The 15,278-nt window shown below is 61.4% G+C and carries 14 protein-coding genes; 11 read left to right on the plus strand and 3 right to left on the minus strand.

Features of this window, described 5'->3' with window-relative positions; genetic code table 11:
* Positions 1–426 precede the first annotated feature (426 nt).
* The 7 genes from dnaG to ribD all read left to right on the plus strand — a co-directional run bounded on the left by dnaG (position 427) and on the right by ribD (position 7,709).
* The gene (gene dnaG, locus ACN0Q0_RS08930; RefSeq protein ID WP_417243041.1) at positions 427–2,412 is read left to right on the plus strand and encodes a DNA primase; all 1,986 of its coding nucleotides are present in this window, start codon (positions 427–429) and stop codon (positions 2,410–2,412) included.
* Between the two features lie 245 nt (positions 2,413–2,657).
* Entirely contained in the window at positions 2,658–4,637 is a 1,980-nt protein-coding gene (gene rpoD, locus ACN0Q0_RS08935) for an RNA polymerase sigma factor RpoD (protein ID WP_417243042.1), read from the plus strand.
* 113 nt (positions 4,638–4,750) lie between these two features.
* On the plus strand, positions 4,751–5,008 hold the full coding sequence (locus tag ACN0Q0_RS08940) for a hypothetical protein (RefSeq protein ID WP_417243043.1): 258 nt from the start codon (positions 4,751–4,753) through the stop codon (positions 5,006–5,008).
* Between the two features lie 51 nt (positions 5,009–5,059).
* On the plus strand, positions 5,060–5,566 hold the full coding sequence (locus ACN0Q0_RS08945; protein ID WP_417243044.1) for a hypothetical protein: 507 nt from the start codon (positions 5,060–5,062) through the stop codon (positions 5,564–5,566).
* Positions 5,563–5,982, plus strand: a complete 420-nt coding sequence (locus ACN0Q0_RS08950) for a secondary thiamine-phosphate synthase enzyme YjbQ (protein WP_417243045.1) — start codon at positions 5,563–5,565, stop codon at positions 5,980–5,982. The genes ACN0Q0_RS08945 and ACN0Q0_RS08950 overlap by 4 nt, the downstream gene beginning before the upstream one ends.
* 165 nt (positions 5,983–6,147) lie before the next feature.
* Positions 6,148–6,612: a transcriptional regulator NrdR gene (nrdR, locus tag ACN0Q0_RS08955; protein ID WP_417243046.1), complete on the plus strand. Its 465-nt coding sequence runs from the start codon at positions 6,148–6,150 to the stop codon at positions 6,610–6,612.
* A gap of 8 nt (positions 6,613–6,620) precedes the next feature.
* A complete protein-coding gene (gene ribD / locus ACN0Q0_RS08960; RefSeq protein WP_417243047.1) occupies positions 6,621–7,709 on the plus strand; it encodes a bifunctional diaminohydroxyphosphoribosylaminopyrimidine deaminase/5-amino-6-(5-phosphoribosylamino)uracil reductase RibD in 1,089 nt (362 codons plus the stop codon).
* 1 nt (position 7,710) lies between these two features.
* On the opposite strand, the gene ACN0Q0_RS08965 is transcribed toward ribD, so the two are convergent.
* From ACN0Q0_RS08965 to ACN0Q0_RS08975, 3 genes are all read right to left on the minus strand, one after another.
* Positions 7,711–9,570 (minus strand): capsular polysaccharide biosynthesis protein, encoded by a 1,860-nt coding sequence (locus ACN0Q0_RS08965; protein WP_417243048.1) that lies wholly within the window; start codon positions 9,568–9,570, stop codon positions 7,711–7,713.
* A gap of 9 nt (positions 9,571–9,579) precedes the next feature.
* A complete protein-coding gene (locus tag ACN0Q0_RS08970; RefSeq protein ID WP_417243274.1) occupies positions 9,580–10,692 on the minus strand; it encodes a polysaccharide biosynthesis/export family protein in 1,113 nt (370 codons plus the stop codon).
* Positions 10,693–10,916: 224 nt separating this feature from the next.
* Entirely contained in the window at positions 10,917–12,236 is a 1,320-nt protein-coding gene (locus tag ACN0Q0_RS08975; RefSeq protein ID WP_417243049.1) for a capsule biosynthesis protein, read from the minus strand.
* A gap of 181 nt (positions 12,237–12,417) precedes the next feature.
* On the opposite strand from ACN0Q0_RS08975, the gene ACN0Q0_RS08980 reads away from it, so the two are divergent.
* From ACN0Q0_RS08980 to nusB, 4 genes are all read left to right on the plus strand, one after another.
* Positions 12,418–13,017, plus strand: coding sequence for a riboflavin synthase (locus ACN0Q0_RS08980; RefSeq protein ID WP_417243050.1), 600 nt, complete (start codon positions 12,418–12,420; stop codon positions 13,015–13,017).
* A gap of 108 nt (positions 13,018–13,125) precedes the next feature.
* Positions 13,126–14,229 (plus strand): 3,4-dihydroxy-2-butanone-4-phosphate synthase, encoded by a 1,104-nt coding sequence (gene ribB, locus ACN0Q0_RS08985; protein ID WP_417243051.1) that lies wholly within the window; start codon positions 13,126–13,128, stop codon positions 14,227–14,229.
* On the plus strand, positions 14,229–14,774 hold the full coding sequence (locus ACN0Q0_RS08990; protein ID WP_417243052.1) for a 6,7-dimethyl-8-ribityllumazine synthase: 546 nt from the start codon (positions 14,229–14,231) through the stop codon (positions 14,772–14,774). The genes ribB and ACN0Q0_RS08990 overlap by 1 nt, the downstream gene beginning before the upstream one ends.
* On the plus strand, positions 14,771–15,244 hold the full coding sequence (gene nusB / locus ACN0Q0_RS08995) for a transcription antitermination factor NusB (RefSeq protein ID WP_417243053.1): 474 nt from the start codon (positions 14,771–14,773) through the stop codon (positions 15,242–15,244). The genes ACN0Q0_RS08990 and nusB overlap by 4 nt, the downstream gene beginning before the upstream one ends.
* The last annotated feature ends 34 nt before the right edge of the window (positions 15,245–15,278 follow it).

The raw sequence follows: 15,278 nt of genomic DNA on the forward strand, positions 1-15,278 counted from the left end.
CAGAGGCCGCGTAAATCAAAACCCGCCAAAAGGCCGGAAATTTCAACAATGATGGCAATGGCTTGGCATTAACCACAAGCGCAGACATGTGGTGCCACGATTGCGCCACAGTTGGACATGGTTTCGCCACATTCGTCACGGTTTTGCCACATTTGGCGTAAGAGGGCGCAGGGGCGGCGGGGCGTTTTCGAATCACTTCCTTAAGAATTGAATGAAATGATTACGATGCAATCAAATGCCGCCCGGCTCGTGTGGCGCGATGGGGCGGCGGCGGGATCGGGCGGCGTTCGGGGGGGGGGGCGATTGGCGCAGGTCGCGTGTCTGGATGCCGTGCCGGATCGGGCCGGAGCCGTGTCTGGTCGGGCCGCGCCAAACCGGCGATTTCGGCGCTAGACTCCGCCCGCGTGGCGGCGGATACTATGGCCCATGTCATTGCCCCCCGGTTTCCTTGATGAATTACGCAACCGCGTGTCGCTGACCCAAGTGGTCGGCCGCAAAGTCATGTGGGACAACAAAAAGTCCAATCAGGGCAAAGGCGACATGTGGGCGCCGTGCCCGTTCCACCACGAGAAAACGGCCTCCTTCCATGTCGATGACAAACAGGGATTCTACTATTGCTTTGGCTGTCATGCCAAAGGCGACGCCATCGGGTTCGTGAAAGACACCGAGAATGTGAGCTTCATGGAGGCGATCGAGATTCTCGCCCGCGAGGTTGGCATGCCGATGCCCGAGCGCGACCCGCAGGCGCAAAAGAAAGCCGACAAGCGCACCGAGTTGGTCGAGGTTAACGAGGTGGCGCTGCGGTTTTTCAAGATGAGCCTGAGCCAGTCGGCGGGGGCGCAAGCGCGGGCCTATCTGGATCGCCGCGAGATGAAACTGGCCACCCGCGAACAGTTCGAAATCGGCTATGCGCCCAACGGCAACGTGCTTTTGTCCTATCTCAAGGACAACGGTATACCGGCGGAACTGGCCCATGCGGCGGGTCTGGCGGGCAAGCCCGACGATGGCCGCGCGATGTATGATTTCTACCGTGACCGCATCATGTTCCCGATCCGGGACGGGCGTGGGCGGGTGATCTCGTTCGGCGGGCGGGCGATGGATCCCAATGCGCGGGCGAAATATCTCAACGGGCCGCAAACCGAGCTGTTTGATAAATCCAACGCGCTCTACAACCAAAAGAACGCGCGGGCGGCCTGTGGCCGTGGCCAGACACTGATCGTGGCCGAGGGCTATATGGATGTGATCGCTCTGGCCGAGGCGGGGTTCGAGGCGGCGGTGGCGCCCCTTGGCACCGCCGTGACCGAGATGCAGTTGCAACTGATGTGGCGGATGCATTCCGAGCCGGTGATCGCGCTTGATGGCGACAAGGCGGGATTGCGGGCGGCTTACCGTGTGATTGATCTCGCCATGCCGCTGTTGCAATCGGGATCCGGGTTGCGGTTCGCGGTGATGCCCGAGGGGCAAGACCCCGACGAGTTGATCAAGGCGCGCGGGGCGCAAGCGATGCAAGAGCAGATCGACGGGGCCCTGCCCATGGTTGCCTTGTTGTGGCGGCGCGAAACCGAGGGCAAGGTGTTCGACAGCCCCGAGCGGCGTGCGGCTCTGGATAAGGTGTTGCGCGACACCATTCGCCCGATTGCCGATCCGTCGATCAAATCCCACTACGGCGATATTCTCAAAGAGATGCGGTGGGAGTTGTTCCACCCCAAACGCGAAAACGCGGCCCCCCGCCAGCAGGGCGGCGGGGCGTGGCAACCGCGCAAGGGCGGCGGGCGCGGACAGGGTGGCAAATGGAACAATGCGCCGTCTGTCCCGACCGAAGGCGCGAAATCCTCGCTTTTGGTGGCGGGGGGGGACGGCTTTGGCGATCTGATGCGCGAGGCGGTTGTGTTGGCCACTGTGTTGCGCAACCCGACCCTGGCCGTGAGTTACCTGTCGCACCTCGAAAACCTGCACCCCTCGACACCCGAACACGGGGTGATTTTACACGCCATCCTGACCCATTGTGATGCGGGGGAGGGATTGTGGGCTGCGGTGCATGAGATGGTGGGGCGCGGCCCCCTTGACCGGTTGATGGCGCATCCCCATGTTCAGATTGCGCCCCCCGTGCGGCGCCCCGAATTGGAAACGGCGGAGGTATGTCTGGTCGAGGAACTGGCCAAAATCAAGGCCCGCCGGGGTTACCTGCGTGAGGTCAATGACGGGATCGTGGATCTGGTCGATGCGGGTGACGAGAACGTCACATGGCGTCTAGGTGCGGCCGCAGAGGCGCGCAACAAGGCGACACGGGCCGAAGCGGAGGACCGGACGGAATTCGACATTGCCGACAACGGCGCGGAAATGAAACGTGACGAGCGCGAGGCGTTTCGCAGCCTGTTGTCGCGCATCGGCCCTAATAAACAAAACGGATAGGGCCGTGGGGTAAGGCCTGACAAACGGACGCGATGCCCTATATCAGGCACGGGTTTACACAGCGGGCGTTGCGGCGCGGGGACAGCACTGCTTGTAATCCCCGCCCAGAGACGCGAAACGGTAAGTAATCTTCGGTATGCGGGTGGCGAATCGCCGAATCGCATGACATGATTCGCATTACGACCTGATTCGGGGCCCTCGGGGTGCCGGGCCACGGGAACACGACTTCGGATGAGGAGAGCCGAATGGCTGCCAAAGACAACGACGATGCCAAACGTGACGATCAAGACGGCGATGCGATGCTCGACATGAGCCAGGCCGCTGTCAAAAAGATGATCGCCGAGGCGCGCGAAAAAGGCTACATCACCTACGATCAGCTCAACAATGTTCTGCCCCCTGATCAGGTCAGTTCCGAGCAGATCGAAGACGTGATGTCGATGCTGTCCGAGATGGGCATCAACATCATCGAAGCGGAAGAAGCGGAAGAAGAGGACGCCAAGGGCGGCGAATTGGTCGAGACCAAAACGCGCGACCTGACACTGGCCGGTGGCGACGGGGAAAAGCTCGATCGTACCGACGATCCTGTGCGGATGTATCTGCGCGAAATGGGGTCGGTCGAATTGCTGTCGCGCGAGGGCGAGATCGCCATCGCCAAACGCATCGAGGCCGGTCGCAACACGATGATCGCGGGCCTGTGCGAAAGCCCGCTGACGTTTCAGGCGATTACCATCTGGCACGACGAATTGTTGTCCGAGGACATTTTGCTGCGCGATGTGATCGACCTTGAGGCCACATTCGGCACGGGTCTGGACGGCGAGGATACCGAGTCTGTCGTGGGTGGCCTTGCGGCGGCATCCGACGAGACAAGCAAGGAAAAGACGCAAGAGGTCGATGCCGATGGCAACCCGCTTGCGGTCGATGACGACGATGAGGATGACGAGGACGAGCAGGCCAACATGTCGCTTGCGGCAATGGAAGCGGCGCTCAAGCCCTCCGTTCTGGAAACGCTTGCCACGATTTCCGCCGACTTCGCACGCCTGTCCGAGATGCAGGATCTTCGGATGAGCGCCACGCTCAACGAGGACGGCAGCTTCTCGAGTGGTGAAGAGGACGAATACCAACAGCTGCGTTCCGAGATCGTGACGTTGGTGAACTCGCTTCACCTGCACAACAACCGGATCGAGGCGCTGATTGATCAGCTCTACGGCATCAACAAACGCATCATGTCGATCGACAGCGGCATGGTGAAACTCGCGGATCAGGCGCGCATCAACCGCCGCGAATTCATCGAAGAGTACCGTGGGGCCGAACTTGACCCGACGTGGCTTGAGCGGATGGACGCCAAAAAGGGGCGCGGTTGGCAAATGCTGATCGACCGTCACTCTGACAAGGTCGAGGAGTTGCGCGGCGAAATGGCGCAGGTCGGCCAATACGTCGGTGTCGATATTTCCGAATTCCGCCGCATCGTGCAGCAGGTTCAAAAGGGCGAAAAAGAAGCGCGTCAGGCGAAAAAGGAAATGGTCGAGGCCAACCTGCGTCTGGTGATTTCCATCGCTAAAAAATACACCAACCGCGGTTTGCAGTTCCTTGACCTCATCCAAGAGGGCAACATCGGTCTGATGAAGGCCGTGGATAAATTCGAATACCGCCGTGGCTATAAATTCTCCACCTATGCGACATGGTGGATCCGTCAGGCGATTACCCGCTCGATCGCCGATCAGGCGCGCACGATCCGTATTCCTGTGCATATGATCGAGACCATCAATAAACTGGTCCGCACCGGTCGCCAGATGTTGCATGAAATCGGCCGTGAACCGACGCCTGAGGAATTGGCCGAGAAGCTGCAAATGCCGCTCGAAAAAGTCCGCAAGGTGATGAAAATCGCCAAGGAGCCGATCTCTTTGGAGACGCCGATTGGCGACGAGGAAGATTCACAACTCGGCGATTTCATCGAGGACAAGAACGCGATCCTGCCATTGGATTCCGCGATTCAGGAAAACCTCAAAGAGACCACCACGCGCGTCTTGGCGAGCCTCACCCCACGCGAAGAACGCGTGTTGCGCATGCGGTTCGGGATCGGGATGAACACCGACCACACGCTCGAGGAAGTGGGCCAACAGTTCTCCGTGACCCGCGAACGCATTCGCCAGATCGAAGCGAAAGCGCTGCGCAAACTGAAACACCCGAGCCGCTCGCGCAAACTGCGCAGTTTCCTGGACCAATAAGAATTAAAACGCCCTCGGAAACGGGGGCGTTTTTGTTTGGTCTCCCCCTAAATTGAAACCTTATTAACCCGTCTCGCGTTATCTTTCTGAACAGCAACCAGAAAGGCAATGCTATGACATCTCGATTGGTTTTGATCGCATCTGTAACGGCGCTTCTTGCCGGAGTGTCCATTGCTGCGCCGCACGGGACCGCGACCCAAGCGCCCGAGGTGGTCGAGATCCACGTCCCCGCCGCCGATCTGGACCGCTGTATCGCGACATTGGACGAGGTGTTTATCGCTCCCGTAGATGGCGATGCCGTGCAATCCGTTTCGCTGAACAATGTCGGGGCTCCGGTGGTGAAATGTGTCGTCGACGGCGTGGCCTCTTAACTTTTCTCACACGCCGCATTCGGCTATGGTGCCACAACAGATGAGGTGCCTATGTCCTACCCTTCCCACGTCCCGCTCGCCGTTGTTCTGGCGTTTGCCGCATGTCCCGTTTGGGCGATATGTGCGGGCAATCAGGAGCCGGTGTTCGCCTGTTCGTTGGGGGGCAAACAGGTGGAGCTGTGCCTGACGCCCGCCGAGAACCGCGTCACCTACCGGTTCGGCCCCGACCGCGCACCGGAAATAGAGCTGACGCGTGACTTTGACCAGATCACGGTGCAACCATGGAACGGGATCGGGCGCACGATCTGGGATCGGGTGAGCCTTCCAAACGGCGGATTTTCCTACACGTTGTATTGGGCCTACGACAAAATCGACCAAGTGGTCTCTGGCGGCATCGAGGTGGCGCGGGGCGAGAGCATCGTGGCCTCCCTGATCTGTGAGGACGCGGGTGAGGGCGGGGCGCTGTTCGAACTCGACACCCTCAATTTTGCCATGCAGGACGCGGGCTATTGTCGCTTTGATACCGCCGATGCCTTGCGTATGGGGCCGTGCGAATGAGCCACACGGCATTCGAACTTTCGACCCATGGTCAGGGCCTGTACGAATTTACCGACACCGTGGCGCGGTGGGTTGCGGGCGAGGGGCCGTTGGAGGCGGCGCTGACGCTGATTGTGCAACACACCTCTGCCTCGCTGTTGATTCAGGAAAATGCAGATCCCGAGGTGCAGGTGGATCTCAAGGCGTATTTCGTCCGTCTCGTGCCGCCAACCACCGACCCGTGCATGTCCTATTTGACCCATACCTATGAGGGGCCAGACGATATGCCCGCCCATATCAAATCCGCAATGCTGCCCACAACTTTAACAATTCCTGTAATTTCGGGGAGAATGGCCCTTGGAACATGGCAAGGGCTTTACCTTTTCGAACATCGGGATCGTCCGCACCGCCGCCGCGTTGTCGCCGTGCTGCGTTAAGCGGCATCGGGTCCGGCGCATCCAGAACACCGGCAAACCCGCCACACCAGATGTTGCGCACCATTTTCTATCTACCCAAGGGGTTGTCGCCTCCCTATAGTGCCTGTGGATAAGTGGGGCGTAGACCCTACACGAAAGAGGCAGTGTTAGAGAAAAGGGGACGCGATGCGTTGTCCATTTTGCGGAAATATAGATACCCAAGTGAAAGACAGCCGTCCGGCTGAAGACCACGTTGCGATCCGTCGCCGTCGGTTCTGTTCGGCCTGTGGTGGCCGGTTCACGACCTATGAGCGGGTGCAATTGCGTGATCTGGTGGTTGTCAAAACCAACGGTCGCCGCGAGGATTTCGACCGTGACAAATTGGAGCGTTCCATCCGGATCGCCACCCAAAAACGTCCCATCGAACCCGAGCGTCTGGATCAGATGATTTCGGGCATTGTACGGCGTCTGGAAAGCATGGGCGAGACGGATATCCCGTCCGGTTCCATCGGTGAGATTGTGATGGAAAGCCTCGCGCGGATCGACACGGTGGCCTATGTGCGCTTTGCCTCCGTTTACAAAAATTTTCAGGCGGCGGATGATTTCGACAAATTTGTCAGTGAGTTGCGACCCGTTCCTCCCGAAGAGTAAGCGCCGAAATGTGTGACGGCACCCATATGCGCCACGCTTTGACGCTTGGGCGTCGTGGCCTTGGATCGACGTGGCCCAACCCCGCGGTGGGCTGCGTCATTGTGCGCGACGGGCGTGTGGTCGGACGCGGATGGACACAGGCGGGCGGGCGCCCTCATGCCGAACCGATGGCGCTCGCGCAGGCGGGCGAGGCGGCGCGCGGTGCCACGGCCTATGTCACCTTGGAACCCTGTTCCCATCACGGCAAAACCCCGCCCTGTGCCGACGCATTGATTGACGCGGGGGTGGCGCGTGTCGTGGTTGCCTTGGGCGATCCGGATGCGCGGGTCGACGGTCAGGGCATCGCCCGGTTGCGGGCGGCGGGGATCACGGTCACGACCGGAGTGTGCGCTGCACAGGCGCGGGCGGATCAAATCGGGTTTTTGACGCGCATCACTGCGGGGCGGCCGATGGTGACGCTCAAACTGGCGACATCGTGGGACGGGCGGATTGCCACGGCCACGGGCGAGAGCCAGTGGATTACCGGCCCGATAGCGCGGCGGCGGGTCCATGCGATGCGGGCCACCCATGATGCGGTGTTGGTCGGTGGCGGCACGGCGCGGGCGGATGACCCGAGCCTCACCGTGCGCGATCTGGGCGTGACGCGACAGCCCGTTCGGGTGGTGCTTTCGCGCCACCTTGATTTGCCGCTGTCGGGCAAACTGGCGCAAACGGCGCGCGATATTCCTGTCTGGCTTGTGCATGGCGCGGATGCGCCCCCGGACCTCGTTGCGGCATGGGTGGGTCTTGGCGCGACACTTTTTGCGGTGCCTGTGGTGCGTGGTAAACTGGACCCGCGTGCCGCCCTTGAGGCGCTCGGCTCGGCGGGTCTGACGCGGGTGTTTTGCGAGGGGGGCGGCGCATTGGCGGCGTCTCTTTTGGCAGCGGATCTGGTTGATCACGTGGCGCAGTTCTCCGCCGGACTTGCGATTGGCGCGGAGGGAACGCCCGGGATCGGGGCGCTTGGACTCGAACGCCTCGGCGCGGCAAAACGGTATGCCGTGTCACAGGTCGAACAGGTTGGCGAAGATGCACTAACCCATTGGGTCCGAACCTGAATTACCGAAAAAATCTGTCGCGCAACGTGACCAGTAGGGCCAGGGCACTCTGGGCCATCGCGCCGCGTCCACGGGGCTGAACCGCGAGGCGGTCAAGCGCCTCTTCGGGGCTGATCGGTGCGCCGGTTGCGGGATTGAAATAGCGCGGGAAATCGATGAGGGCGGCGTGGGCGAGCCCCGCCAGTGTCGGACGTGCGGCGCGGCGGGCCGGTACGGCCCCACGGTCCTCGGTCAGCCCCCATCCGGCGTAAAACGGCGCCCCCGTACAGGTCACGGGCGTGCCGCGCAACAGGGCCTCGAACCCCATGAGCGAGGTCATGGTCCAGACGCGATCACAGGCCTCAATGAGCCCGAGAGGGTCGGCGTTGCGGGCGGTGACATCGGCAAGGGCATCGAGGGATTTGAGATCGCCCTTGCGCAGGCCCGCTTCGACATCGGGGTGGGGTTTGAACACGATACAGGCGTCTGGATGGGCGGCGCGTGCGGCCTCCAACAGGGCGCGGTTGGTGGCAATTTCTCCGGCTCCATAGCGGAGGGAGGCATCGCCTTCGACCTGTCCGACGACAAGGATTTTCTCCCCCGCGGGCAGCCCCGAAACGGCTTTGCCGGTGTTGTATTTGGTCAGGCCGGCGGCCTGCAATCGCGTAAGGAAGGCCTCTATGCGCATTGCGGCGTGGTCGGGCAAATCGGCGCGTGCGGTGATCCAGGCTTCAAGGCGGCTCGGGCGGGTGGGATCGAAATAGACGCCCAAATCGTCAAGCGTCAGTGACATCGGCGGGACGAGTGCCGCACCGAGCCCTTTGGAGCGTAAAAAGCCGTCTTCGACCCGCAGATCGGCCGCCGCGTCATGGCCCCATGCCATATGGCGCCGCCCGGCCGCGCGGGCGGCGGCGATTTTGGCGGGATCGTCGGTGATGTCAAACCGGTGGCGTCCGAATGCGCGGCGCATATGCGGGTGTTTCCATCGGGCCAATCCGGACGCGACGTAGCCCTGCGCATCCTCACGGGCGGCGCGGTGGCGGGCCTCGGCGCGGGCCAGGGCCTCCTCGAGGGAGCATGGGGTGCCATCGTGCGGCGTGATCCATGTCGGATAGAGGATCATCGCGGCGGCAAAAAGCTGTGCGCGGGTCAGGTTCCGGCTGCGGTGGGGGTCGGGGTTTTCATCCTGTGTCAGGCCCCATCCCGCGTACCATGGTGCGCCAAAGACGCGCGGTTGGTGGCCCGACAGGATGGCCTCGAACCCGAGGGCGGCGCTTTGGGTGTAGACCCGCGTGGCGCTCTCGAACAGCGGCCACGGGTTGGCCGTATGTGGCACGACGGTGAGGGTGTCAGAGGCGTCAGTCGCAGTGAAATGACCGTTCTCACAGGTCAGGATCACCACATGCGGGCGCACCAGTTCGATCTGCGCAAACACCAACATTTCGCGCATGAGCCCGTCGGTATCGGCCCCTTCGCCAAAGCTTTCGTCATTACGTGGCTGATCTAAAACAAGCACATATGGCGTATTTATCGTGACATTTTCTTTTGAATGTGCCGAATACTTGCACATTTGCGACAATCTCCACCACTCCATCCCTGCGCGGGCGCGGTTCAAAAGCGCGGTGTCATCCAAAGGCGCGGTGGCCAGCAGCCGGGCGAGGCCAGAGGTGTTTCCCGCACGCAAGGGACATGACACCGGATCGGCCCAAAGGCCCATGGGCGCGAGATCCCCCCAGAGGGGGGCCGCACCGATCCATGCGGGCGGTTCGCTCGTGCCTTGCGGGGCCGTCGCATGGGCGATCAGGCCGGTGTGGGGGGCAAGGTCGGGGGAAACGATGCACCGCCCCGAACGCAAGTCCGAGGCGGTGTTCGAGGTGGTCATCGGCCCGGATCAGTTGCTGACGGCGGAGGACAGCGAGTCGGCTGCCGAGAGCGAACCGGTGACGGCCCCGAGCGTTTTTTGCCACTGAACGAACGGAGCTTCGGTCACGTAAACCGTATCGCCGTCGCGGATCAGGAAGTCACGGGCGAGGAACAGCCCGTTCGGCTCTGTCAGGTTCAACACATAAACGAGACGCTGTGTGCCTATGATGTCATCGCGGCCGAGAACCTGTTTGGAAATGGCCTCGCTTTCGTTGCGGAACACAAACACGCCAGTGGGATCGGCGGAGTTGGTTTGCAATCCGCCGACACGGGCGATGGCCTCAAGCGCGGACAAGGAGCGGTTTTCGAACGGCACCACCGTTTGTGCGCCCGTGGCGCCAAGGGTGATGAATTTACGCGGGTCCGCTTCGACGAGAATGCGGTCGCCGTTGCGCAACGCGATGTCGAAATTCGGTTCGGTAAAGATGTCTTGATACCAAACGGTGCCTGTTTGGCCGCCGCGGGTAACCTTGACGCGGGCGATTTCTGGCTCGACAGAGACGCCGCCGGCTGCGGCGAGCATGGCCGACAGGGTGCGGGTCGGGCGCTCGATCGGATAGACGCCGCGCCCCGAGATGGACCCTGCAACGGTGACGGTCGCGCCATCGCCGGCCGCGCGGGCGACAAGCACTTGTGGATCGGGGGTCTGGGTGTCGAGTTTTTCGGTGATGATCCGGCGGATCGCTTCGGGGCTGTTGCCCGCCGCTTTGATCCGGCCCGCGTAGGGGACAAAGATAAAGCCCGCGCCGTCGACCTGAACCTCATTGAGGACCGTTGCATTGGCCCCTTGGTTGGCCAACAGGCCGTCATCGACGTTTTCCCAGATGGTCAGCGCCAATGTGTCGCCGGGGTTGATGGTGTCGGAGCCGACCACACCCGCGCCGAGGAACGATTGGGTAAATCCGAGCGACTGGATCACGCCCGTTGCGGCATTCACGCGGTCGTTGACGGAGACGATAAAGGCGTCGCCTTGGTTCAGGACGGAGCCTGCAAAAATTTCTTTTTTGTTCGGACCGGATCGGGGAAGGCCACAAGCGGATACGCTCGCCACAAGTGCGGCGGCGATCACGGCGCGGGCCATGCGCGATTTAAATACGTTCACTGCTCTTACCTCTCGATGCTTTTAACAAGCTTTTGCCGATAAATACCTGATTGCGGGATTAAAATCCACTGTGCAGCACGGGTGGGGTGTTTTCGGATGCGGGGGTGTTGCCTATGGGCCGCGACAGCGGGCGGTCGGGGTAGTGAGTGTGTCGGCGTGGCTTCGCGGCGCTAGATGTAGCGATGCGGCGTCCCGCGCCGGTGTTAATTCGGTCGGCGCAGGGGCTGTCGGGGGGGCGCATTCCCGCTGATGAGGGCGGCATATGGCCCGTGATCGGCGAGCATCATATCGACGACATGGCGCAGCAACTGGCGCCGTCCGCGACCCGAATAAAACCCCCCCGGAACCTGACTCGTCTCCAACAGGAACTGACGGTAATCTTTGTAGGCGCGGGTGTCGGGGCGCTCGGGTGTTGCGAAAAAAGTCTCCAACGGTTGGTGCGACACAAATTCGGGCTTGGCAAAAACGGCCGTCCCGAAGGTGCGCAGAGGTAGGCCGCGGGCAAGTACCTGTTGGCCCGCCGTGGAGTTTACGGTGACAGCGGAGCGGGCGTAGTTGAGCAGGGAGGCCAATTTGCCGCCGCGCACGTAATGCACGCGGTCCGCAATGCCATGTGCGGTGGCGAGGCGTTTGACCTCGGCGGTCAGGTTGCGGCGATCGTTTTCGAGCGGGTGGGCCTTGAAGACGAGGTGATGGTGACGCGGTGCGCCCTTGGCAAAGCCGTCGATCACATCGGCGATAAATTCGGGCATGGTGGAGTAGGGCGAATGCACCTGAAAGCTCGCATCATGTTCAAGCTGCAACAGCGCGATATGGAACGGGTGGCCCGACCTGCGGATGCGCCGCGTGCGCCATGTCCGCGAGGCGCGATGCGATGGCATCATGATCAAGCGTTTGAAATAAAGCATGAATTCATAGGTGACCGGCAATTCACGGTGGCCGCGGAAATGTTTGAACGCGCCGTTCCGGAACATCACGAACCAATGGTAGAGTGCGCCGTAAAAGATGTGTTGGCGCATATCGCCCCAATGGTCGGGGGCCTCGATATTGTCGTGGTCGATATTGGCGAGCGCGTGGCGCATGTCGTCCACGGTCAGGGCCATCAGGTCCGAATGGCCGTTGGCCCCGCCCCGCTCGTAGGTGATCCAGAACGGGCGGATATAGCCCTCTTCAAACACATGGACCCGTAGGCCGAGTTCTTTGGCGCGGGCCACGGCGAGGGCATGCACGGGGCGCGGATCGCCGTAGAGGACAATGTCCGTGACGCCTTTGTCCTCGACGATGCGTTGGAACGTGTCGGGCCATACCTCGGGCGTATCGGTGTAGGGCAGAAAGGTTTGCGGGGAGAACCAGAAGGCGCGGTCGCCCGCGTTAAAGCCGACGCGCCAAACGGTGGCCCCCGCCGCGCGGAGCATTTTGCCCAACTGCCAAAAGAACGGCCCGTGCGGCCCTTGCAGCATCAGGAAAACGCGCGTCTCGCCGGAATGCGGGGGGAGGGGGTCACTGTTTACGTGGTCGGGCATATGCGATGATCGCCTTTTCGCCGGATTTTAATGGAATAACGGGGTATTGGGGTCAAGGTATGGCGTAGAGTTTCCCTTTCGGGGGCCGGTGTCAATAAATCCATGCCCTATGAGGGCGCAACTGGCTTGCAGGGGGCGCGGGGGCGGGGTACCTCTTGGGCGCAAAACGAGAGGATCGACCATGTTTACAGGCATTATAAGTGATGTCGGACGTATTTTGGAGCTCGAGCAAAAGGGCGACCTGCGGGCGCGGATCGGCTGTGCCTATGACATTGACGGCATTGATATCGGGGCGTCGATTGCCTGTAACGGGGTCTGCCTGACGGTCATCGCGCTCGGATCGGCGCCACAGCCATGGTTCGACGTCCAGATCAGCGCCGAAAGCGTGAGCAAGACCAACATCGGCGATTGGTCCGTGGATGCGCCGCTGAACCTGGAACGCGCCCTCAAACTCGGTGACGAATTGGGCGGCCACATTGTGTCGGGCCATGTCGACGGGGTGGCCACAATCGTGTCCATGTCCGACGAGGGGGACAGCACGCGGTTCGTGTTCGAGGCCCCTGCGGCCTTGGCGAAATTCATCGCCTCCAAGGGCTCGGTGGCGCTCAATGGCACATCGCTGACCGTCAACGAGGTCGACGGCTGTCGCTTTGGCGTCAATATCATCCCCCACACGCAGGAGGTGACGACATGGGGTCGCGCCCGCGTTGGCGATGTGGTTAATCTGGAGATCGATACCCTGGCGCGCTACGTGGCCCGCCTCAAAGAGTTCGACGGCTAAGGTGCCGCGGTTCGGGCGCAGCGTCGCTCTTTCAAATTGTGCGCCAAGCCTGTATCGCAGGGGCCAAGAGACGCGCATGATCAAAATGGCCCCGCAGAAAGACATCCTATGAACGACGACACCGAAACCTATTCCGCCGCAGTTTCCTCGATCGAGGAAATTATAGAGGACGCCCGCAACGGTCGGATGTTTATCCTGATCGACCACGAGGATCGCGAGAACGAGGGCGATCTGGTGATTCCGTCGCAGATGGCGACCCCCGAGGCGATCAACTTTATGGCCACGCACGGGCGCGGGTTGATTTGTCTGACGCTGACGTCCGAGCGCATCGACGCGCTTGACCTGCCATTGATGGCCACGAGCAATTCAAGCCGTCACGAGACGGCGTTTACCATTTCCATCGAGGCCAAAGAGGGCGTGTCGACGGGCATCTCGGCCCATGACCGTGCGCGCACTGTGGCGGTGGCGATTGATCCGTCCAAAACCGCCGCCGACATTGCCACGCCGGGTCACGTGTTCCCGCTGCGGGCCAAGGATGGCGGTGTGTTGGTGCGTGCGGGCCATACCGAGGCGGGCGTCGATGTCGCGCGTTTGGCGGGGCTACAGCCCTCGTCGGTGATTTGCGAGATCATGAATGACGACGGGTCGATGTCGCGTCTGCCCGAGCTTGTGTCCTTTGCGCAAAAACACAACCTGAAGATCGGGACGATTTCCGACCTGATCGCCTATCGCCGCCGCCACGACAACCTCGTGACGCGCACAGCGCAGCGCACGGTGACCTCCGCTTTTGGTGGCGAATGGGACATGCAGGTCTATACGGACGATTTGCAGGGGGCCGAACATGTGGTGCTGTCCAAGGGCGATCTGACCACGGATGCGCCTGTGCTGACACGGATGCATGCGCTCAACCCGCTCGAAGATGTGCTTGGCATTGGCCGCACTTCGCGCGAAATCGAGGGCGCGATGGAGCTGATCGCCGCCGAGGGGCGCGGCGTTGTTGTGCTTTTGCGTGATCTCGACATGAAAATGGCGGGGGAGGATGCGGTCAGCCCGCAAACCCTGCGCCAATATGGTCTGGGCGCGCAAATCCTTGCGGCCCTTGGCCTGAGCCAGTTGGAGCTTGTGACCAACAACCCCAAACCCAAGGTCGTGGGCCTTGAGGCTTACGGGCTGTCCATCACCGGCACCCGTAGAATTGACGGAGAGGCATAATGGCCGCAAGTGAAGAGCATTACACCCTTGAAACGCCGACGTTTACGACACCGGTAAAGGTTCTGATCGTGGTGGCGCCGTATTACAAGGATGTCACCGACCAGATGGTCGCGGGCGCCAAGGCCGAGATCGAGGCCGCAGGGGCTGCATGGGATCTCATCGAGGTGCCGGGCGCATTGGAAGTTCCCACGGCCATTTCCATCGCGGACCGCACGTCGAACTTCGACGGTTTCGTGGCGTTGGGCTGTGTCATTCGCGGCGAGACGACCCACTATGACACGGTGTGTAACGACAGTTCACGGGCGCTAACCTTGATGGGACTTCAGGGCTTGTGCATCGGCAACGGGATCCTCACGGTAGAGAACAAGGCCCAGGCGGAGGCGCGTGCCGAAGCTGCAGGTCAGAATAAAGGGGGCGGTGCCGCTGCTGCGGCCTTGCATCTTGTCGCGCTTTCGCGCAAATGGGCGGCTCCGCGCAAGGGGGTCGGCTTTCATTCCGACGCGATCCGCATTGCGGGCGAGACCACAGGACCGACTACGGCATGAGCGAACCAAAAAAACCTTCGAAACGTGATATGAAATCCGCCGCCCGCCTTTACGCGGTACAGGCGTTGTTTCAGATGGAAGCCTCCGACGAGACGGTCGATAAGGTCCGTCGCCAGTTCTATGACCACTTCTTTGGTCTTGAAACCGCCGAGGAAGGCACGTTTATCGAGGGGGATGTGGATCATTTCCACCTTGTGACCGAGACGGCCGTGAACGAACAGGCCGCGATTGACCAGATGACCGACCGCGCTTTGGTCGCCAAATGGCCGATCGGGCGCATCGACAGCACCATGCGCGCCTTGTTTCGCGCCGCAGGGGGCGAATTGATGGCCAAACAGACGCCGCCCAAAGTGGTGATTGTCGAGTTTGTGGACGTGGCCAAGGCGTTTTATCCCGGTGGCAAAGAGTCTAAATTCGTCAATGCGGTGCTCGACCATATGGCCCGCGAGTGTCAACCGGAGGCCTTTTAAGGCCGCAGGGCGACCGAGCTAGACGGGCGCTTGA

Source organism: Celeribacter sp. (assembly GCF_048259695.1).
In the GTDB taxonomy this organism is placed as follows: domain Bacteria; phylum Pseudomonadota; class Alphaproteobacteria; order Rhodobacterales; family Rhodobacteraceae; genus Celeribacter.

Coding starts and splice junctions, on each gene's coding strand:
- dnaG (WP_417243041.1), top strand. CDS start 427: ATGTCATTGCCCCCCGGTTTCCTTGATGAATTACGCAACCGCGTGTCG.
- rpoD (WP_417243042.1), top strand. CDS start 2,658: ATGGCTGCCAAAGACAACGACGATGCCAAACGTGACGATCAAGACGGC.
- ACN0Q0_RS08940 (WP_417243043.1), top strand. CDS start 4,751: ATGACATCTCGATTGGTTTTGATCGCATCTGTAACGGCGCTTCTTGCC.
- ACN0Q0_RS08945 (WP_417243044.1), top strand. CDS start 5,060: ATGTCCTACCCTTCCCACGTCCCGCTCGCCGTTGTTCTGGCGTTTGCC.
- ACN0Q0_RS08950 (WP_417243045.1), top strand. CDS start 5,563: ATGAGCCACACGGCATTCGAACTTTCGACCCATGGTCAGGGCCTGTAC.
- nrdR (WP_417243046.1), top strand. CDS start 6,148: ATGCGTTGTCCATTTTGCGGAAATATAGATACCCAAGTGAAAGACAGC.
- ribD (WP_417243047.1), top strand. CDS start 6,621: ATGTGTGACGGCACCCATATGCGCCACGCTTTGACGCTTGGGCGTCGT.
- ACN0Q0_RS08965 (WP_417243048.1), bottom strand. CDS start 9,570: ATGACCACCTCGAACACCGCCTCGGACTTGCGTTCGGGGCGGTGCATC.
- ACN0Q0_RS08970 (WP_417243274.1), bottom strand. CDS start 10,692: ATGGCCCGCGCCGTGATCGCCGCCGCACTTGTGGCGAGCGTATCCGCT.
- ACN0Q0_RS08975 (WP_417243049.1), bottom strand. CDS start 12,236: ATGCCCGACCACGTAAACAGTGACCCCCTCCCCCCGCATTCCGGCGAG.
- ACN0Q0_RS08980 (WP_417243050.1), top strand. CDS start 12,418: ATGTTTACAGGCATTATAAGTGATGTCGGACGTATTTTGGAGCTCGAG.
- ribB (WP_417243051.1), top strand. CDS start 13,126: ATGAACGACGACACCGAAACCTATTCCGCCGCAGTTTCCTCGATCGAG.
- ACN0Q0_RS08990 (WP_417243052.1), top strand. CDS start 14,229: ATGGCCGCAAGTGAAGAGCATTACACCCTTGAAACGCCGACGTTTACG.
- nusB (WP_417243053.1), top strand. CDS start 14,771: ATGAGCGAACCAAAAAAACCTTCGAAACGTGATATGAAATCCGCCGCC.